Below are 19,986 nucleotides of genomic sequence, written 5' to 3' on the forward strand. Positions count from 1 at the left end.
TAGCTGTTACAGGCTATATGTACAACAGGTTTCCAATAAGCAAGGTAAGTTTTTGCTTTGCATATAAAAAATAAGAGACAGGATAGGGGAGAAACTATGAATAAGCTGACACTGAGTGTGGCTGTCGCGGTTGCATTGGGTTTAACCGGATGTGGCGGTGATTCTTTAGATGATATTAAGCAAGATACCGGCGACAACACCGTTAAACCATATTCCAGAGTAGTATTCGATCCGGGTGCCGCCACACCAAGGCTGTCAGTGCCAAATGATTTATTATTTCAAGGCACTACTGATGGCACTTTAACCACCGACTCTGGCACAGAGCCTGATTACACTAACCCACAGGTTGCATTAGGTGCGTTAGATGGCTGGTCGACCCAAAGCCCTTATTCTATTGCTGTAGATATAGCTCCTGGCGCGGCTTTAGAAGCCAGCTCAGTGCAGCAGCCCGGTGCAGTCCGGCTGTTTGAAGTGGTCATGCAGGGTTCTACTTCAGCAGTAGAAGAGTGCAGAACGGCTAACCAGGGCTTTGCTTGTCAGGTAGTAGCAGAGCTGACCTTTGGTCAGGATTTTGTGACTGCTGTAAGTGGTAACAGCATAGCTGTTGTGCCACTGCGGCCGCTGAAGCCCGCTACCACTTATATGACAGTATTGACGTCATTAATTGAAGACAATAATGGTAACTCTGTTGCGCCTTCGACATCTTATGAACTGGTAAAACAAGACGACGAAACGCTGCCGTTAAGCACACCATCGCAGTTATCATTACAAAAGCTGATTAATAGTTTTGAAGACGTTATCGAAGCTGAAGGCGTTAACCGCGACAGTATTATTTATACGGCGGCAATGACTACACAATCGATCTCGAATGTGCTGGCAACGGTAAAGTCACTAATGGCTGCACCGGGTTCGCCTTATGCACCTTCTGCACTTGAAGTGGCCGCTGTAGCGCCGGTATCAATGCTCCCTGGAACACCGCTTACCGGTAATCCGTCTTTTGATAATGTAATGCTGTATAGCGGCAGTTTTAACCTGCCTTATTATTTAGGGGCACAAACTGCTTCAGCAACATCAGCGCCATTAAGTACCCGCTGGACAGCTGCTTGCGATAGCGGCGCTATTTTGGCTCAGGCGCCTGCCGGTACTATTCCTGCTGCTGCACAATCCCAGAACGATGGTGTCTGTATGGCATTAACGGCGACTCAGGCTGTGCAGTTACGTGATCTTGGTTTGGATAGCCGCCGCCACCTGACGAAATTTAACCCGATCCCAAAAATCAATTCATATGAGTCGGTTGACGTTATTATGACGGCGCCAAATGCACCGGCGCCTGCCGCTGGTTGGCCGGTAGTAATAATGGCGCACGGTATTACCTCTTGCAAAGAAAATATGCTGGCGGTTACTGCAGCGTTAACTCAGCAGGGTTTTGCCACAGTAGCGATAGATCAACCGTTACATGGTTCACGTGGTTTTACGGGTATTAATGCTTCGGGTGAAAGTTGTGGTGTAGCAAATGGCAATGCCACTGTATATATGAACCTGTCTAACCTGCTGGTTACCCGTGACAACTTACGCCAAAGTATCGCTGATACGCTGGCGCTGCGTTTGGCACTAAACAGCATTGAAGGTATTAGCCTGAATATGGCTAATGTTCAGCTGCTGGGTATGTCGCTGGGCTCTATCACTGGCTCGTCAGCGGTGGCAGTTGCCAATACACCATCAGGTATTACCGCAGTTGATGCAGCATACAATATGAAATCTGCTGCCTTATCTGTACCAGGTGGTGCGGTAGCCAATTTCCTGCTTGAGTCTGCCAATTTTGGCGCACTCATCCGCGCCAGCGTTATTCTGGGCGCAGATGCGCTACAGCCTGGTTTTGTTGACTACCTGGAAGATGAAAGCCCCTGTATGGCACTGGCGGCCAATCCGGCCAGTTTCACCGGCTGTGCCGCGCAATATGTTGACGCGTACTTAGCCAGCTTGGCTGAGAGTGAGAGCACTGCGGCCACTTTGGCAGCTATCAGGGCCACTATCTCCCAGTTTGCCTTTGCGGCGCAAACTATTACCGATGCCGGCGATCCAAACAACTATGCCCAGTTATTGGTTGCAAGCGAGACACCGGTGTACATTTCAGAAGTGATTGGTTCCGGTATTAACTCGGCTACCTCTGATCGGGTTATTCCAAACCAGACGGTAGGTATGCCGTTGGGCGGTACTGAGCCACTGGCTAAACTGTTGGGTGCAACTGCTATTAACGCTGTTGCCGGGCCGCAGCAACTGGCAGGTAATGTTATTGCCCGCTTTACTGCCGGCACTCACAGCTCGTTACTTGACCCAGCGGCTGGTAGTGCAGCAGCTACGGTTGAAATGCAAACTCACGTAGCATCCTTCCTGGCTACTCAGGGCGCATCAGTGGTTGTAGCTAATCCGGCGGTATTAGCGCCAGCTAACTAAGTTGTACTGTTCTATCATGTAAAGCCCGGTTCGCCGGGCTTTTTCTTTTTGTCAAAGCCGTTACAATGCAGCAAAACGTTATTAAGGAGCCTGTCTTGGAGTTTATATACGAATATGGGATGTTTCTGGCCAAAGCGGTAACGCTGGTAGCAGCCGTTGCTGTAATTATCGGTTTAATCGCCGGTGCCGCTGCGGGTAAAGCCAGGCCGAAAAAAGGCCAGTTGCAATTTACCGATTTAACTGCGCAGTACAAAGCCGTAACTGAAGATATGCAGCAGCAGTTGCTGGATAAAAAACAGTTTAAGCAATGGCAAAAAACACAACAGAGCAAAAAAACGGAAACAAAACCCAGGCTGTTTGTGGTTGATTTCCATGGCAGTATGGATGCTCGTGAGGCAGAGTCGCTGCGCGAAGAAGTGACTGCAATACTGGCGGTTGCCGACAAGGAAGACGAAGTATTACTGCGCCTGGAAAGCGGTGGTGGTGTAGTGCACGGCTATGGCCTGGCCGCATCGCAGCTTGACCGTTTGCGCAAAGCTGAATTAAGCCTGACTGTGGCTATTGATAAAGTTGCTGCCAGCGGCGGCTATATGATGGCTTGCATTGGCCATAAAATCCTGGCGGCACCTTTTGCCATTGTTGGCTCTATTGGGGTTATTGCGCAATTACCTAACTTTAATAAGTTATTGAAAAAAGGCCATATTGATTTTGAGCAATTTACTGCCGGAGAGTACAAACGCACGGTAACGCTGTTTGGTGAGAACAATGACAAAGGGCGGCAAAAGTTTCAGCAGGAACTGGAGCAAACGCATCAGTTGTTTAAACAGTTTGTGCAGGATCACCGGCCACAGCTGGATATAGATCAGGTTGCCACCGGTGAGCACTGGTTTGGCTACCAGGCTTTGCCGCTTAAACTGGTGGATGAAATTCAGACAAGCGACGCTTATTTATTGTCGCAAATGCCACAGCGGGATCTGTTTCAGGTGCGGTATCAGCTGCGCAAAGGCATTGCCGAAAAAGTCGGCATCGGTTCGGCAAATATTTTATCGGTGTGGTGGCAAAAACTGATGCAGCAATCAAGGATAGGTTAGCAGGCAGAGTTAACTGCCTGCTTAGCGACTAGCGCAGATGGATAGTTTAGCGGTTAGCGCAGATGATGAAAATCGACACTTTCCTCTTTGTTTCCGGCGTTAATGTCGTTAAAAACATTAACGTCGAACTCATTCTCACTTTTACCTACAATACATGACACCATCGCATCGCCGGTAATATTCACTGCAGTGCGGGTCATATCCAGTAAACGGTCAACGCCAATAATCAGTGCGATACCTTCTACCGGTAAACCAACCTGTTGCAGCACCATTGCCAGCATAATTAATCCTACACCAGGTACACCTGCTGTGCCGATAGAGGCCAGCGTGGCAGTAACTATTACCATTAAATAGTCGGCTAATGTCAGATCCACTACAAAAACCTGGGCAATAAATACGGTGGCTACGCCCTGCATTATTGCCGTGCCGTCCATATTAATAGTGGCGCCAAGCGGCACGGTAAAAGAGGCTATGCTGTTTTTAACACCTAACTTTTTGGTTACGGCTTCCATCGTAACCGGCATAGTGGCGTTGCTGCTGGAGGTGCTAAAACCAAACAGAGCGGCATCACGCATTTTACGGAAGAAAATTAACGGGTTCAGGCCAGTTAACAACTTTAATATCAAGCCATAAACGACCAGGCCATGTAATATCAGCACGATCATTACTACCGCAAAATATTTCGCCAGACTAGCAATCGTTTCAAACCCGAGTGTGGTAAACAGTTTTGCCATCAGAAAGAACACACCATAAGGGGCCAGATTCATCAGCAGCGTTACCAGCTTCATAATAACTTCGCTAAGATCATTAAAAACAGCCGCCAGCCGTTCACCGGCTTTGCCGCTTAATGCCATTGCCAGGCCAAATAATACAGCAAAAACAATAATTTGCAGCATATTGCCAGAAGCCATAGATTCAATAGGATTACTCGGGAAAATATCAATAAATACCTGAGATAACGGCGGCGCTTCACTTATATCAAAACTGGCATCAGACTGCATTTCTACGCCTTTGCCCGGGTTTATCAGCAAGGCCGCAAAAATAGCCAGAGTGATGGCTATCGCTGTAGTTATCAGGTAAAGACCGATAGTTTTACCACCAAGCCTGCCCAGGCTTGAGGTGTCAGACAGCGAACAGGTGCCACACACCAGAGAGACAAACACCAGCGGCACAACCAGCATTTTTAAACTGGCTATAAAAATCTCGCCACCAATATGAAAAATACCGTCAATAAAGAATGTTTTAAGTGGCAGTTCCATACCCAGAATATGCAGTATTCGTTCGTCCTGACCTGCAAGCAGCCATTTGAAGAAAAAGCCGACCAGAATACCTGCCGCCATACCAATTACAATACGGGCAGTTAACCCAAGTTTTTTATTTCCTGTCATAACATCAGACTAGTTTTAATTAAGCAGTGGCTCTAAGCCTAACAGGTTGGCCTCTGGAAAGGCAGATTGTGCTGGTTTTTTTTTATAAATTGCTATCACGCTTGCCAGATTAATGGTTTAAGATACAGAATTAACAAAAACTATATAATAAAAAACAGCTTGGGAGAGTTTTAATGCGAAACGTTCAGCAACTTATCGTTGCGCTGCTTTTAACTATGTTAGCAGCCTGCGGTGGCGGTGGTACTCTTGACTCTGACGGCGGTACAGGCGGTGGCAACACTACACCGGTTTACAGCTTAGCCGTAACATTAACTAACTCTGCAGGCACTGCTTCCACAGCATTAGCCCAGGCAACCCCATTAACAATAACGGCAACGTTAACTGCAACGAATAGCGGCAGCATTGCTAATCAGGTTATCAACTTTGCTCTTAGTGATACCGAGCTGGCTGTTTTAGGCAGTTCTGCTGGTACTGCACTGACTAATAGTAATGGTGTCGCAACCATCAGCCTGCTAGTTGGCAGTAAAAGCGGTGCGGGTACCGTATCCGCTATTTTTGGTGAAGCCACGGCTAATGCTGGTTTTACCTCTGCCGGTGATGGTGGTGATCAGGTTGATGTGACGGTAGGATCTGTTGCATTAATTGCGGATAGTTTGCTGTTAGGTTCTGGTGCGTCAGCTAAAGTAGAACTGACGGCACTGGTTCGTGATTCCAATAACGTTGTAATAGCTGGCGTTCCTGTTACTTTCGCAAGTGATTCCGGAGAATTAGTGCAGGTTGATGCAGTAACTGCTGCTAACGGTACTGCGAAGGCTACCCTGACGACTCAAACCAACAAAAACAATCGTGATATTGTCGTGACTGCAATCGTGCAACAGCAAGCGTCACAGTTAACTGTGGCCGTGTCTGGCACTTCAATTGAAGTGGCTGCACCTAACTCTGTGGTCTTAGGCGATACGGCTTCAATAGACGTATTTTTAACAGACTCAAATGATACTGGCATTGCAAACACCGAGATTGAAGTGACGTCAGCTTTGGGTAATACCTTAAGCGATACCAGCCCGGCAACTGCTGGCTCTGCCGGCAAGGCCACCTTTACTTATACCGCAGTGAATTCTGGTGTTGATACATTAACTGTTGCCGCATTAGGCGCAACCAGCACAATAACACTGAACGTCAGCGCAGATGAGTTTGCATTTGTGGCTGGCGCAAATGAAGCTGAAATACTGGAAGTTAATCTGAATACTGCTCAGGAACTTGAGGTGGAGTGGTTGATTAACGGCGCAGCTAATGTGGGTGAAAATATTGTATTTAATACTACCCGAGGTGCAATTGCTGATGCTGCAGCTAATCTGGGTAGTGCTGTAACTGCTCAGGATGTTACAGACGCTAATGGTTTAGCACAAACTTTTGTACGTTCGCAATTTGCCGGCCTGGCGACAATCAGTGCAACTGGTGGAGTAGGTGAGGATGCCGTCAGCGCGAAGAAGGTAGTAGAGTTCGTTGCTGTTAACCCGACAAAAGTTGAAACGCAGGCATTTCCTGCTCAGATTGGTGCTGGCGAGTCTAGCGCTATACGTGCAATCGTTCGTGATGTTAACAATAACCCGGTAAAAAACCAGACTGTTGTTTTTTCTCTGGATAATGCCGCTGGTGGCGTAATTAGCACCGGAACGGCTGTAACCAACTCTCAAGGCATAGCTTCTACGGTGTTTACAGCTGACACTAATACCGGAGCCGGTGTTGAAGGCTTGAATCTGGTCATTAAAGCGGCATTGCAAAACAACAACGCTATATCGGACGAGACAGACATTGCCGTTGGTAAACGCACGTTGTTTTTCCGTTTTGGTACGGGTAACGTTATTACTAAACCCAGCATCAGCACTTATGCAAAAGAGTTCTCTGTTATTGTAACTGATAGTTCAGGTAACCCAGTGGCAAATCAGGCACTCAATGTTGCAGTTGTACCAACGGGGTATCGTAAAGGCTTCTGGATTGCATCACCTCCTGCGCCAGCAGCATTTAAGGTTTGGGAGCCAAATGTTACTGCTAGCTGTGAAAATGAAGACGCAAATCTTAATGGTATCTTGGATCCTGGTGAAGATGAAAACCTTGATGGCCAGTTAACCCCAGGCAATGTGGCTGTTGTGCCGCGGACTGTGACTGCAGACGATAGTGGCATAGCAATATTTACTATAACTTACCCGCAGGACTATGGTGCTTGGATCGATGTTCGTTTGCAAGTTAGTGGTACCGCCGCAGGAACTGAAAATGTTACGTTCCGTGAATATGGTTTACCCATATCTGCAGAAGATGTGACTACTGAAACTTCGCCTCCTCCTGCTAATCCATTAGGATTCAGTAATAGTTGTGGTGATGCGCTGTAACTAGAACGAAAAGGGAGCTAAACCAGCTCCCTTTTTTTCTATCTAAATCACCTGGTTTATTCTTGCTGGAACTGATACACCGAACCCAGATCCAGAATCTGGGTTAAATCATCCAGTGCTGTGCGGGACTCCAGCAGCAACTGTGGATCGGCCAGATCGGCTTCGGAAATCTCATCACGATAATGTTTATCTACCCACTGATTTAACCGGGTAAACAACGCATCGCTCATCAGCACGTTTTGGTTTACGGCTTGTTTTTCCTGCTCGCTCATGGCTACGCGCAGACGTAAACAGGCTGGGCCGCCGCCGTTACGCATGCTTTGTTTAACATCATAGTAGTGGATTTGTTTTATCGGTGTATTGCGCTCTGTCAGCGCTGCCAGATAGGACGACACCGCGGGGCTATCCTGGCATTCTGTTGGCGCAATAATGGCCATTTCGCCGCCGGGTAACGTCACCACCTGAGTATTAAACAGGTAAGTTTTAATCGCTTCGGCTACAGAAACCTCGCTGTCTTTTACTTCAATCAGATGCAGCTCTGTGTTATTACCAAACTTACGCTGCAATTCGGTTAGCTTTTGCTGGCTGTCGATAAAGGCTTGTTGGTGGTAAAACAGCACATTTTGGTTACCCACGGCGATAACATCATTATGAAATACACCCTGATCAATCACATCGGGGTTTTGCTGCATATACACCACATGCTCTGCACTTAAACCATGTAACCTTGCTACCGCTTCGCATGCTTCCAGCGTGTGGCGGGCCGGAAAACGCTGTGGTGCCGGTTTACTGCTATCGAACGCATAACGGCCAAATACAAAGAGTTCAATACCCCGTTTGCCATAAGCGCTGCAAAGTCTGGTATGATTCGCGGCGCCTTCATCACCAAAGTGATCATTGTCCGGTAAATGTGTATGATGCGCAAAATGTTGATAGTCACGGAACATTGCCTGCAAAATCTTGCCTGTAGTAACAGGTTCAAGTGAGCGGTGAAATTTGTTAGTAAGATTGGCAGGGGTAAAATGCACTTTGCCATCAGCAGTATCAGCAGAGGGTGATATGGTGGCGGCGTTGGCTGTCCACATGCTGGAGGCTGAACAAACGGCTTTAAACACAGCGGGGGCTTGTTTGGCAGCTTTTTCAATTACCTGTGCATCTGTACCGGTAAAGCCAAGGCGGCGCAGAGTGTATAGATCGGGCCGCTCTTGTGGTGCCAGCACACCTTGCACTAAACCCAGGTCATGCAGGGCCTTCATTTTACTTAAGCCCTGTTTGGCAGCCTGACGCGGGCTGGAACTGTTCTTTGCGTTAGATAGTGAGGCAACATTGCCGATAGATAAACCGGCATAGTTATGGGTTGGGCCTACCAGCCCATCGAAGTTTGCTTCAAAGTATTTCATTTTTGCTTTATATCCTTGTTTGGAAAGGGCACTGTTTTTATTATTTTTGCGGCCACTTGAGGATGCTTCATTTGGATTGGCGAAGGTTTCGCCAGACAGCTCTGAAAATGAGCTGGTTTGCATAATAATGAGTTTATTCACTTGTCACAACTGCGGTTTACGGATATACGTTAAAAAAGCAGCATAATTGGCATGCACAAAATGTTAGGGATCTCGGGATTAAGATGGCGAAATCACTGGTTATAGTCGAATCACCGGCAAAAGCGAAAACAATTAACAAATACCTCGGTAATGACTTTGTCGTAAAGTCCAGCGTAGGTCATATTCGTGATTTACCCACCAGCAGCAGTAAAGAAAAATCTGCTGCCAGTAAAACGCTGAGTAAAGAAGAGAAAGAATACCAGGCGCTGGTCGACCGCATGGGTATAGACCCGGCACATGGCTGGAAAGCGCGCTATGAGATTTTGCCCGGCAAAGAAAAAGTGGTGAAAGAGCTAAAAGCGCTGGCAGAAAAAGCTGACACCGTTTATCTGGCAACGGACTTAGACCGTGAAGGAGAAGCTATTGCCTGGCATTTGCAGCAAATTATCGGTGGCGAAGAGCAAAAGTTTAAACGTGTGGTATTTAACGAAATTACTAAAAATGCCATTCAAAATGCTTTTAAAGAACCTGGTGAAGTGAATGTCGACCGGGTAAATGCCCAGCAAGCCCGCCGTTTTTTAGACCGCGTGGTGGGCTTTATGGTGTCGCCTTTGCTATGGAAAAAAGTCGCCAGAGGCTTATCGGCTGGCCGCGTACAATCGGTTGCGGTACGCCTGGTAGTAGAGCGTGAGCGCGAAATTAAAGCCTTTGTGCCGGAAGAATACTGGACTATAGCTGCTGATACGCACACGGCAGCTAAGCAAGCATTACAACTGGATGTCACTAAGCAACAAGGCAAAGCCTTTAAGCCGGTAAACAAAGCTGAGGCTGATGCGGCCCTGGCGCTGTTAAATAAAGCCAGTTATACCGTGCAGGAGCGTGAGGATAAACCCAGCAGCAGTAAGCCGCAGGCGCCGTTTATTACCTCAACCCTGCAACAGGCTGCCAGCACACGGCTGGGCTACGGTGTAAAGAAAACCATGATGCTGGCACAGCGCTTATATGAAGCTGGCCACATTACTTATATGCGTACCGATTCTACTAATTTAAGCGCCGATGCGGTTGCTGCCTGTCGCGATTATATTACTGAACAGTTTGGTAAAAAATATCTGCCGGAACAGCCGTTAAGTTATGGCAGCAAAGCTAATGCGCAGGAAGCGCACGAAGCTATCCGGCCGTCCGATGTTAACGTACTGGCATCCAGCCTGGCTGATATGGAAGCTGACGCCCGCAAATTGTATGAGCTGATCTGGCGTCAGTTTGTGGCCTGTCAGATGCCGCCAGCGCTTTACGACGTAAGCAATATTATTGTAAAAGCCGGTGATTTTGAGCTTAAAGCCAAAGGCCGGGTGCTGCGTTTTGACGGCTGGACCAAAGTACAACCGGCAGTGAAGCGTAAAGATGAAGAAGACAACGTTTTACCTGACGTTAAACCCGGCGAAATACTAAGTCTTGAACAGCTGATAAGCGGTCAGCACTTTACCAAGCCTACCGCCCGTTTTAGCGAAGCAAGCTTAGTTAAAGAGCTGGAAAAACGCGGTATTGGCCGGCCTTCTACTTATGCGGCCATTATTTCAACTATTCAGGAGCGTGGTTACGTCCGGGTAGAAAATAAGCGCTTTTACGCTGAGAAAATGGGTGAAATTGTTACCGATCGCCTGGTTGAGAACTTTAACGACCTGATGAATTACGATTTCACTGCCAATATGGAGTTAAAGCTTGATGACATCGCCAATGGTCAGGCGCAGTGGCGCAAAGAGCTCGATAGCTTCTATGGTGATTTTTATCAAAAACTGAAAACAGCTGAAAATGACCCTGAGCAGGGCGGCATGCGCGTTAATCAGTTTGTGCTTACCGACATCGCCTGCCCAACCTGTGGCCGGCCTATGGGCATTCGTACGGCTTCTACCGGGGTGTTTTTAGGCTGCTCCGGTTACAACCTGCCCCCGAAAGAGCGCTGTACTACCACAATGAACCTGGTTTCAGGTGATGTGGCAGTGAATGTCAGCGACGAAGATGAAATGGAAACCGAAGCACTGCGGCAGAAAAAACGCTGCACTAAGTGCGGCACTGCCATGGACAGCTATCTGATTGACGAGCAGCGTAAACTACACGTTTGTGGTAATAACCCAGCCTGTGATGGTTATCAGGTAGAGCAGGGCAGTTTTAAAATTAAAGGCTACGATGGCCCGCTTATTGAGTGCGATAAGTGCGGCAGCGATATGCAGTTAAAATCAGGCCGTTTTGGCAAGTATTTTGGCTGTACTAACAGTGACTGTAAAAACACCCGTAAGCTGCTGCGAAATGGCGAGGCCGCGCCGCCAAAAGAAGATCCGGTGCACTTGCCAGAGCTGAAATGCGAAAAGTCAGATGCCTACTTTGTACTACGCGATGGCGCTGCCGGGTTGTTTATGGCGGCCTCTACGTTCCCTAAATCACGTGAAACCCGGGCGCCGTTAGTGGCAGAGTTAGCTAAATACCGCGCTCAGTTATCGCCGAAGTTCTATTATCTGGCCGATGCGCCGGTAAAAGATCCCGATGGCAACCCGGCAATAGTGCGCTGGAGCCGTAAAACCAAGCAGCAATATGTGATGTCGGAAAAAGACGGCAAAGCTACCGGTTGGTCTGCCTGGTATGAAAATGGCAAATGGGTGGTTAGCAAATAAGGGGCTAGCCCTAAATAAGGGCATTCCCCACAGTAAAAAAACAGGCCGCATTAGCGGCCTGTTTCGTATAACACTATAAAGTTACCATTTGCGTTTAGGCGCAAACAGTTCGTCTAAATCTTTGTTTTCTTTTTCTTCCTTCTTCTCACGATCGCGCACATTGCCCTCTTTTAACTGAGTAGCAATGTCTTCCAGTGCCTGCAGCACTTCAGATTTACGGGTGCTGGTGTAGTCGTCCTGGTGGGGCGTATTTGTCAGTGCAGTTAGCGCTTTCTCAAAGTACTGCCGGGCAGAGCCAAGCATATTATTGGTGCGGGCCTGATTACCGCGTTTAATCTGGCTTTCAACATTAATGCGAAGCTGCAGCACTTCCAGGCGACGATCTTCCTGGATCACCATCTGGGTATCAACATTGCCCCTGGCATGTTCACCGCGCAGTACAGTGCGCAGGCGCTTTATGCCTTTAATCATCCCTATCAGTTGCTGATCATTGTCTGGCAGTGTGACTGATTCAGCCGGCGTGCCGCTGTCGGGGGGGCTGTTGGTTAACTGGCTTTCAGTTTCCTGCAGGCGTTGTTTGAGATCGCGTGCGCCGGGTTCAAGCTCTACCATGGCCCGCAACGTAAAAGCGACACGTTTTAGCAGCATCTGGCTGACAGCGGGCGATAATGGCACATTGGCAGAATTTACCAATAATTCTTCACTGTCCTCCAGTACAGCGCGTAACTTGCTGTATTCTGCCCGTTTTAGCGTTGCCAGCCGTTCCTTATGTTGCTGAATAGCACTGACAATAACGGCAATAATTACCAATGCAATTATCAGTGTAATGATCAAGGTTACCAGCATTCCAACCTCATTATGGACAGGTTCTACAACTCATATTAATCACAAAACAACTGAAATAACAGCTATCTGTATTACTCAGGGTAAAGTGACCCTGAGTACGCCACCGTTATAGACACCACCGTTGAACAATTCAACCGCGCCATACTGGCCTTTATTGGCATGGGCTTTGGCAATAAGCTTAGCAAAAAATATTCCAAGTCCGGTGTGATTGTTGGTTAAATCTGGTGTGTTCATGTCCAGTGCGTCAGTATTTAGCATAAACTCCGGAAAGCCGGGGCCATCATCATGCACTTCTATCTGTAATCTGTCTGCCAGTTGCTCAAACCTGAGTAATATCTGTTTGTTGCCATAACGCAGCGCATTGGCGACCGCATCGTTCAGCAGGTTTGACATCAGATCGTAGTCAAAAAACCAGTGCAGGTTAGCAGCGTGCTCTACCTGAATACAAAAACTACGCTGTTCAGTATAAAACTGATTTTTAAGTAAAATTTCTTCAACAAGATCGGTAATATAGTGCTGATCAATTTGTACCGGCAGTTGGTTACGCTCTAAACGGTACAGCGACAGCAACTGCAGCAGGTTGGAGTTGAGCCGGTTAGCTTCATAGTTAAGCCGGGCCAGTTCATCTTTTGCCGGCTCTGATAACTGAGTACTTTCCTGCTGAATAAACTCCGTAGACTGTATCAGCATGCAAAGTGAGTTTTTCATATCATGCACGGTAGAGGCCAATACAGAAGCAAAGTCTATGGCCTGAACATCTGATGTCATGTAACCTCCGATAAGCACGCAGGGAATGCGCGCGTGTAGCCTGTTTTAGCTACCATTAGTTCTAGTAAGCAGATAAATAAAAATTAGTTGGAATATCCTGCCATATAGGTATATTGAGCAATGATATGCCATTACCGGACCAGTGACACATGAAATTGCAGCAGCTGCGTTATATAGTTGAAGTGCTGAACCACAATCTAAACGTTTCCTCTACCGCTGAAAGCCTGTATACGTCGCAGCCCGGTATCAGTAAACAGGTGCGTATGCTGGAAGACGAGCTGGGTATTCAGGTGTTTGGCCGCAGCGGCAAGCATCTGACACATGTTACCCCCGCCGGGCGTGATGTTATTGATATAGCCCAGCAAATTCTGGCAAAAGTTGAAAGTATTAAAGCGGTTGCCAAAGAGCACACATTGCCGGATCAGGGCAAACTGAATATCGCTACTACTCATACACAGGCGCGGTATGCATTACCGCCGGTGATCAGTGGCTTTATGCATAAATATCCTAAGGTGTCGCTGCATATGCATCAGGGCACGCCGCAACAAATTTCTGAGGCGGCTTCGCGCGGTGATGCCGATTTTGCTATTGCCACAGAGGCCTTGCATTTATACAGCGATCTGGTGATGTTACCCTGTTATCACTGGAACCGCAGCGTCATAGTGCGCCAGGATCATCCGTTGCTGCAACTGGGTGGAAAAATTGCTGTAGAAGATGTTGCGCAGCACCCGATAGTGACCTACGTATTTGGTTTTACCGGCCGATCTGAGCTTGACAGAGCTTTTGCCGCTAAGGGACTGGAGCCGAAAATTGTGTTTACTGCCACCGATGCCGATGTTATTAAAACCTATGTTCGTCTGGGCCTTGGCGTTGGGGTTATTGCCTCTATGGCGATGGACAAAACGCTGGATAAAGATTTAGTCGCAATAGATGCCAGTCATTTGTTTGACGCCTCCACTACGAAAATCGGTTTTCGCAAAGGCGCGTTTTTACGCACCTATATGTACGATTTTATCGAGCGTTTTGCTCCGCATCTGACAAAAGATGTGGTAGAAAAAGCCAATATGCTGCGTAATCAGGAAGAGATCGACCGCATGTTTGCCCGCTTTGATTTACCAGTGCGCTGATTTGCTGCTTTGGGCCGCACCCGGGTATTACAGCCGCATGGCTGGTTTTTGCCTGGCGCGGTAGCGCACACTCATCTTAATATCTGCAACACAATACACTTTCGCAATAACATCATCTGATCAGGTGTGCATAAGTTAGGCTTATACACTACGCTTAGGGCGTCACATAACGCCTTGAGGTGTAATATGAAAACTTACATGCTGTTGGTCGTTGTCGTATTTTTACTGTTATCGGGCTGTAAACCTGCATCTGAGCCGAGTATGCCTGTTGCAGCCACTGAAACCCCTCCCCAGGCTACACCATGCAGTTTTACTATGGGTCTGGACGCCTGGGAGCCATACCAATATATGACGGTAGGCAATACCGTTACCGGGCTTGATGTTGAGTTGGTACAAAATGTAGTTGCCGATATGGGCTGCACGCTGGATGTGGTGCAGGGTAGTTGGCTTGAGCTTTTGACACTGCTAAAAAATGGCGATGTCGATTTTGTACTGGGAGCATCTAAAACTGCAGAGCGGGAAGAATTTGCTTTTTTTTCCGAGCCTTACCGCCAGGAGCGTTTTCAGTTGTATGTTCGCAAAGAGCAGGTCGGTTTGCCTTACTCCGGCTTAAAAGAATTTGTTGCTGCCGGGCATAAGGTGGGGGTGGTAAATGAATATTATTATGGTGACGAAGTGGCAGAGCTATATGCAGATGATAATTTGCGGCCACTGTTTGTCGGCGCCATTATCAGTGAGCTGAATATGGCGCGCTTACTGGATGAAGAAATAGATGGCCTGCTGGAGGATAGCTTTGTCGGTGCTGCAATATTACGGCGCAAGGGCCTGGACAGGTATATTCAGGCGCACAATATCAGCCTGGGCAGTTCAGATGTTTATGTTATGTTCAGCCAGGTATCGGTATCAGCAGAGCAGGTTGCGCAGTTTAATGCCGGGTTGAGCCAACTGCGTGACAACGGCCGTTACAACCAGATTGTCGATAAATACCGTAACTAGCTAAAACTAGCCAGGCGGCAGAGCAAACTGCTGTTGCAGCAGGTTGGCAGTGAAACTGCTTTTAAGATAAAAACCCCGTGGTAAAGTGCGGATCGGCTCTCCTTCTGCACCTATGGCATTGGTCAGCGCTTTGCTGTTGGCGGCTTTGGGGCGCAGCTGCAGTACTTTGCCGGTAGCGCCTTTTATATTATGTATGCCACCGAGGCTGATAAGCTCCATCAGTTCTTCCCAGTCCTGCTGCAGTGCCTGTTGCTGCAGTGGGTCTGGCTGCCACAAAAACGCGGTGCCGGCCATTCTGTCGGGTAACGGAATTTGCCGCTCTGCCAGCACCGGCAACCACAACACTTTTTGCAGTTTCTGACACACCCAGGATTCATGCCATTGTTGCCCGGCCACACCTGTTAGCGGCGCCACACAAACATAGGTACTTTCCAGCGGTTTGCCGTTGCGGTCTATCGGCAGGGTTTTTAATTCAACACCTAATTGCGGGAAATCCGGCTCAGCTTTAGAACCCGCACTGGCACCCAGCACATGTTCCAGTAACTGGCCAACCCAGCCCTTATCTTTTTTCAGGTTAGCCGGAACGGGTAATTGTGCCTGTGCCGCAATTTGCCCCAAAGTCAGCCCTGCCAGTGCCTGGCAGCGTGCCAGCAATTCTTCTAATGAGGCCGGTGGAGTAAACATGATCGTCGCCTTTAGCAAATACCGGATAACGCTAGCATTTTTTGCTGCTTTTGGCTGCTTAAAAACGCAGCAAACCAACTTACACACAGCCGCATTATAAAATTATTAGCGCCTGATAATAAATAACTAATTGAATTTATTAATTAATGCTTGGTGGTTAGGCCTGGCATTTTTTTGCGATAGTAAGTTATGCAATGGCTAACTAGGTGATATGCACAGTTTTATCAACAGTACCTGTGAAAAAGTGCACATTGGCAAGTGTCGCAATAGCTTAACTGTGGATAACTGTGTAAAAGGTGTGGTGAAAATACCGTTTGCCGAAGTAGCGACTTTATGAAAGAATCTTTGGCATAGTGATTTGTGATCCGCCAGAGGTTTGTGTGATCGATGCCGAAGGTTTTCGGGCCAATGTCGGCATAGTGATTTGTAACCACCAGGGACAGGTGTTTTGGGCAAAACGGTATGGTCAGCATTCCTGGCAGTATCCACAGGGTGGTATTGATGACGGTGAAACACCTGAACAAGCCATGTTTCGCGAATTGAATGAAGAAGTAGGGCTTAGTGCCGCAGATGTGGAAATAATTGCCACAACCAAGCACTGGTTAAGATACAAACTACCCAAACGCTTAATCCGCAAAGACAGCAACCCGGTGTGTATTGGCCAGAAGCAAAAATGGTTTTTGCTACGACTGACCTGCGCTGACGAAGATGTAAACTTACTTAAAACCACTCATCCGGAGTTTGACAGCTGGCGCTGGGTCAGTTACTGGTACCCGGTACGGCAGGTAGTGGCGTTTAAGCGTGAAGTTTATCGAAAAGTCATGAAAGAGTTTGCTCCGGTCGCTTTGCCGTTTATACGCCGCGAAGGCAAGAAGAAAAGTTAACTCAGCAGGGTAGTACCTGTGACGACGAGGCTCTTATGTTAGGCCAGTTACGGCGAATTGTTCAGGATGTAGCACAAGAGCCAGTGCTTCAAAATGCATTAGCTGGCTTAGTCACGAGCGTAAAACAGGCACTGGCAACAGAATGTTGCTCTGTGTACCTTGCCGATTATGAACAACAACAATTTATGCTGATGGCCACTGACGGTTTAAACCCGGACGCCATCGGCAATATTGCCATCGGTTTCTCTGAAGGTTTAATTGGCTGGGTAGGCCAGCGCGAAGAACCCATTAACCTTGCCAAAGCTCATTTGCATCCCCGCTTTAAAGTTACCCCTGAGGTAAGTGAAGACCGTTTCTCTGCTTTTCTTGGTTGCCCTATTATCCATCACCGTAAAGTGCTTGGCGTGCTGACTATTCAGCAAGCTGCAGAACGGGTGTTTAACGAAGACGAAGAATCTTTTCTGGTGACGCTAGGAGCGCAGTTAGCATCAGTGCTGGCCAATGCCGAAATGCGCCAGGCTGCCAGTGAAAGCAGCCCCAGCCAGACACAAACCGGCCAGTTAAAAGGTTTGCCCGGTGCGCCAGGCATTGCTATTGGTGAGGCCTTTGTGCTGGAACCTGCGAATGACTTTAACGCCATTTCGCTAAAACGTGCCGATGATCCGGAAAAAGAGCTGGCGCATTTTTATCGTGCCGTGAAGATTACTAAAGCAGAATTTAACCGCCTGGCTGAGCGTATGAGTGGCCATTTACCGGCTGATGCACTGGCTATTTTTGATGTTTATCATCAACTGCTGGATGCGGCCAGTTTAGGTAATGAAATAGAGCTGCAAATTGCTGAGGGCTGGTGTGCCAAAAGTGCCCTGAAGCGGGTGGTAGAAAAGTTTGCCCGCCAGTTTGACGACATGGACGATGCTTATTTGCGTGAACGCGGTACTGATATCCGCGATCTGGGGCAACGGGTACTGAATAATTTGCTTGATACTGAGCAGCGCAAAATTAAACTGCCGGAAAAAGTGGTATTAGTGGCCGACAACGTTACGGCCACCATGCTGGCAGAGGTACCCCGCGAGCAGCTGGTTGCAATAGTGTCGCTAAAAGGCTCGGTAAATTCACACGCTGCTATTATGGCGCGGGCGCTGGGTATACCTGCTGTTATGGGCGTTAGCGAGCTGCCATTATTGCACTGGCAAGGACAGCGGCTGATAGTGGATGGTTATCAGGGCCATATATTGTTGTCGCCGGTTGAAGCCATTTGTGCTGAGTACCAACGGTTAATCAGTGAAGATGTGGCGCTAAACGCCCGTTATCTGGCTGAAATAGCCGAGCCTTCACAGTCATTATGCGGTAAGCAGTTTAACCTGATGGTCAATTCCGGCCTGGCGATTGAACTGGAAACCACTAACCCGGTGTATACCGATGGCGTTGGCCTGTACCGTACTGAGTTTCCGTTTATTATGCGCAGCCGGTTCCCAACCGAGCAGGAGCAGATAGAGCTGTACCGTAAGGTACTGGAAAACTATCCTACCAAGCCGGTTGTTATGCGCACGCTGGATGTCGGCGGTGACAAAGCTTTACCTTATTTTAGTATTGTGGAAGAAAACCCGTTTTTGGGCTGGCGCGGCATCCGCCTGACACTGGATCACCCGGAGATTTTTCTGGTGCAAATTCGCGCTATGTTAAAAGCTAATCTGGCGCTGGATAATTTGCATATCTTACTGCCAATGATTTCCGATCTTGCTGAAGTAGATGAATCTGTGCGGCTGATCAAGCAAGCCAGCTTTGAGGTAAGTGACGAGCTGGCCATTGAGCTGCCTAAACCTAAAATCGGCGTGATGATTGAAGTGCCGTCGATTATGTATCAGTTACCAGAGTTAGCCCGTAAGGTGGATTTTTGCTCTATTGGTACCAACGACTTAACCCAGTACCTGCTGGCGGTTGATCGCAATAACCCGCGTGTTGCCAGCCTTTATGATGCCATGCACCCTGCAGTGCTGAGGGCCCTGCATCAATTTAGTTTGCAGGCGCAGGGCTTGCAGTTTCCTACCAGTGTCTGTGGCGAACTGGCGGGCGAGCCGGCCGGTATCTTGTTGCTGGCCGCGATGGGATACAATAGCTTTAGTATGAACAGCAGCAACCTGGCAAAAATTAAATGGCTGTTACGCCGGGTAGAGTTATCTGAGCTGGCCTTGTTACTGCCGCAGGTGCTTGCATGTCAGTCGGCAAAACAGGTGCGGTTACAGGTGCAGCGGTTTTTAGAGCAAAAACAACTACTAAGCCAGTTACGTGCCTGATATCCACCTTTTTATCCGGCCAGCCTGTTATACTGCTGCGTCACTAAACTTGAAGAGAAGCATGTGCTTACTGTTGTTCTGATCTCACTTGTGCTGGGAGCTGTGGTTGGCTTTTTTGCCGGTTTACTGGGTATTGGCGGTGGTCTTATAGTCGTTCCTGTGCTGGTTATGTTGCTACCTGCTTTTGATATAGTGACCCAACAGCATGCCATGCTGGTGGCTGTTGCAACTTCGCTGGCCTCCATTATCGTTACCGCCAGTTCCTCTGTGTACGAGCACCATCGCTGGGGCAATGTACCCTGGTCACTGGCAGGTACCATAATGCTCGGTTCCGCATTGGGGGCCTGGCTTGTTGGCTATATGGCGCATAATATCAGTGGCGATATCTTGCAGCTTATTTTCGGTGGTGCGGTATTGCTGCTGGCATTACGTATGCTGGGCTCGCGTTCAGCCGTAGGCAAAAAAGCTTTGCCCCATAATGGCATTATTATGTTGATTTCATCAGCTCTGGGCGGCATTGCCAGCTTGCTGGGCATTGGTGGTGGCGCCTTATTTGTACCGGTGTTGAACTACTTTTCGGTAGATATGCGCCGTGCAATAGGCTGTGCCGCTGCCAGCGGTATTGCTATCGCCGTTTTTGGTACTCTGGGCTATGTTATCTCCGGCTGGCAACATTATGAATTGTCGCAGGGCTTTATTGGTTATATTTACCTGCCGGTGCTATGTGGCATAGTGCTGACATCGGTATTTACGGCACCTATTGGTGCACGCCTGACCCAGCGCTTGCCAGTACTGGCAATGAAGCGGGTTTTTGGTGTGTTTCTGTTGTTAGTATCGGCAAAAATGATTTTGAGTTAAGG

General features: G+C 48.1%; 14 protein-coding genes. 9 read left to right on the forward strand and 5 right to left on the reverse strand.

The window, feature by feature from the left end:
• Window positions 1–96 precede the first annotated feature (96 nt).
• On the forward strand, window positions 97–2,454 hold the full coding sequence (locus AR688_RS12735) for a VolA/Pla-1 family phospholipase (protein ID WP_068234341.1): 2,358 nt from the start codon (window positions 97–99) through the stop codon (window positions 2,452–2,454).
• Window positions 2,455–2,549: 95 nt separating this feature from the next.
• Complete coding sequence (gene sohB / locus AR688_RS12740) at window positions 2,550–3,545, forward strand: protease SohB (protein ID WP_068235866.1); 996 nt, start codon at window positions 2,550–2,552, stop codon at window positions 3,543–3,545.
• Window positions 3,546–3,598: 53 nt separating this feature from the next.
• Here sohB and AR688_RS12745 read toward each other — a convergent pair whose 3' ends face one another.
• Window positions 3,599–4,933: a dicarboxylate/amino acid:cation symporter gene (locus tag AR688_RS12745; protein WP_068234344.1), complete on the reverse strand. Its 1,335-nt coding sequence runs from the start codon at window positions 4,931–4,933 to the stop codon at window positions 3,599–3,601.
• Between the two features lie 173 nt (window positions 4,934–5,106).
• On the opposite strand from AR688_RS12745, the gene AR688_RS12750 reads away from it, so the two are divergent.
• Window positions 5,107–7,320, forward strand: a complete 2,214-nt coding sequence (locus tag AR688_RS12750; protein WP_068234347.1) for a beta strand repeat-containing protein — start codon at window positions 5,107–5,109, stop codon at window positions 7,318–7,320.
• A gap of 56 nt (window positions 7,321–7,376) precedes the next feature.
• Here AR688_RS12750 and astB read toward each other — a convergent pair whose 3' ends face one another.
• A complete protein-coding gene (gene astB, locus AR688_RS12755; RefSeq protein WP_068235869.1) occupies window positions 7,377–8,720 on the reverse strand; it encodes an N-succinylarginine dihydrolase in 1,344 nt (447 codons plus the stop codon).
• Window positions 8,721–8,944: 224 nt separating this feature from the next.
• Here astB and topA point away from each other — a divergent pair, with 224 nt between their 5' ends.
• On the forward strand, window positions 8,945–11,527 hold the full coding sequence (gene topA, locus AR688_RS12760; protein WP_068234350.1) for a type I DNA topoisomerase: 2,583 nt from the start codon (window positions 8,945–8,947) through the stop codon (window positions 11,525–11,527).
• An 81-nt stretch (window positions 11,528–11,608) separates the two neighbouring features.
• Here the strand turns inward: topA and AR688_RS12765 are convergent, their stop codons facing one another.
• Both AR688_RS12765 and AR688_RS12770 read right to left on the reverse strand, forming a co-directional pair.
• A complete protein-coding gene (locus AR688_RS12765) occupies window positions 11,609–12,373 on the reverse strand; it encodes a hypothetical protein (protein ID WP_068234352.1) in 765 nt (254 codons plus the stop codon).
• Window positions 12,374–12,448: 75 nt separating this feature from the next.
• Window positions 12,449–13,141 carry a sensor histidine kinase gene (locus tag AR688_RS12770; protein WP_068234355.1) on the reverse strand — a complete coding sequence of 231 codons (693 nt, stop codon included), beginning with the start codon at window positions 13,139–13,141 and terminating at the stop codon, window positions 12,449–12,451.
• Window positions 13,142–13,290: 149 nt separating this feature from the next.
• Here AR688_RS12770 and cysB point away from each other — a divergent pair, with 149 nt between their 5' ends.
• Together cysB and AR688_RS12780 are read left to right on the forward strand one after the other, a co-directional pair.
• Window positions 13,291–14,268, forward strand: coding sequence for an HTH-type transcriptional regulator CysB (cysB, locus tag AR688_RS12775; protein WP_068234358.1), 978 nt, complete (start codon window positions 13,291–13,293; stop codon window positions 14,266–14,268).
• Window positions 14,269–14,454: 186 nt separating this feature from the next.
• Window positions 14,455–15,264 carry a substrate-binding periplasmic protein gene (locus tag AR688_RS12780; RefSeq protein WP_068234361.1) on the forward strand — a complete coding sequence of 270 codons (810 nt, stop codon included), beginning with the start codon at window positions 14,455–14,457 and terminating at the stop codon, window positions 15,262–15,264.
• A 6-nt stretch (window positions 15,265–15,270) separates the two neighbouring features.
• On the opposite strand, the gene mutH is transcribed toward AR688_RS12780, so the two are convergent.
• The gene (gene mutH / locus AR688_RS12785; protein WP_068234364.1) at window positions 15,271–15,948 is read right to left on the reverse strand and encodes a DNA mismatch repair endonuclease MutH; all 678 of its coding nucleotides are present in this window, start codon (window positions 15,946–15,948) and stop codon (window positions 15,271–15,273) included.
• 380 nt (window positions 15,949–16,328) lie between these two features.
• Between mutH and rppH the strand changes: the two genes are divergently transcribed.
• The 3 genes from rppH (at window position 16,329) to AR688_RS12800 (ending at window position 19,984) form a co-directional block, all read left to right on the forward strand.
• Window positions 16,329–16,832, forward strand: coding sequence for an RNA pyrophosphohydrolase (rppH, locus tag AR688_RS12790; protein WP_068234366.1), 504 nt, complete (start codon window positions 16,329–16,331; stop codon window positions 16,830–16,832).
• A gap of 35 nt (window positions 16,833–16,867) precedes the next feature.
• Window positions 16,868–19,126, forward strand: a complete 2,259-nt coding sequence (gene ptsP, locus AR688_RS12795) for a phosphoenolpyruvate--protein phosphotransferase (protein ID WP_068234369.1) — start codon at window positions 16,868–16,870, stop codon at window positions 19,124–19,126.
• Window positions 19,127–19,189: 63 nt separating this feature from the next.
• Window positions 19,190–19,984, forward strand: a complete 795-nt coding sequence (locus AR688_RS12800; protein ID WP_068234372.1) for a sulfite exporter TauE/SafE family protein — start codon at window positions 19,190–19,192, stop codon at window positions 19,982–19,984.
• The last annotated feature ends 2 nt before the right edge of the window (window positions 19,985–19,986 follow it).

The sequence above is a fragment of the Rheinheimera sp. EpRS3 genome (assembly GCF_001513785.1).
GTDB lineage: Bacteria > Pseudomonadota > Gammaproteobacteria > Enterobacterales > Alteromonadaceae > Alishewanella.

Excerpts from the sequence above, each read along its gene's own strand:
- mutH (WP_068234364.1), bottom strand. The coding sequence starts at position 15,948 with ATGTTTACTCCACCGGCCTCATTAGAAGAATTGCTGGCACGCTGCCAG.
- AR688_RS12750 (WP_068234347.1), top strand. The coding sequence starts at position 5,107 with ATGCGAAACGTTCAGCAACTTATCGTTGCGCTGCTTTTAACTATGTTA.
- AR688_RS12770 (WP_068234355.1), bottom strand. The coding sequence starts at position 13,141 with ATGACATCAGATGTTCAGGCCATAGACTTTGCTTCTGTATTGGCCTCT.
- AR688_RS12765 (WP_068234352.1), bottom strand. The coding sequence starts at position 12,373 with ATGCTGGTAACCTTGATCATTACACTGATAATTGCATTGGTAATTATT.
- topA (WP_068234350.1), top strand. The coding sequence starts at position 8,945 with ATGGCGAAATCACTGGTTATAGTCGAATCACCGGCAAAAGCGAAAACA.
- AR688_RS12780 (WP_068234361.1), top strand. The coding sequence starts at position 14,455 with ATGAAAACTTACATGCTGTTGGTCGTTGTCGTATTTTTACTGTTATCG.
- astB (WP_068235869.1), bottom strand. The coding sequence starts at position 8,720 with ATGAAATACTTTGAAGCAAACTTCGATGGGCTGGTAGGCCCAACCCAT.
- AR688_RS12735 (WP_068234341.1), top strand. The coding sequence starts at position 97 with ATGAATAAGCTGACACTGAGTGTGGCTGTCGCGGTTGCATTGGGTTTA.
- AR688_RS12745 (WP_068234344.1), bottom strand. The coding sequence starts at position 4,933 with ATGACAGGAAATAAAAAACTTGGGTTAACTGCCCGTATTGTAATTGGT.
- ptsP (WP_068234369.1), top strand. The coding sequence starts at position 16,868 with ATGTTAGGCCAGTTACGGCGAATTGTTCAGGATGTAGCACAAGAGCCA.
- cysB (WP_068234358.1), top strand. The coding sequence starts at position 13,291 with ATGAAATTGCAGCAGCTGCGTTATATAGTTGAAGTGCTGAACCACAAT.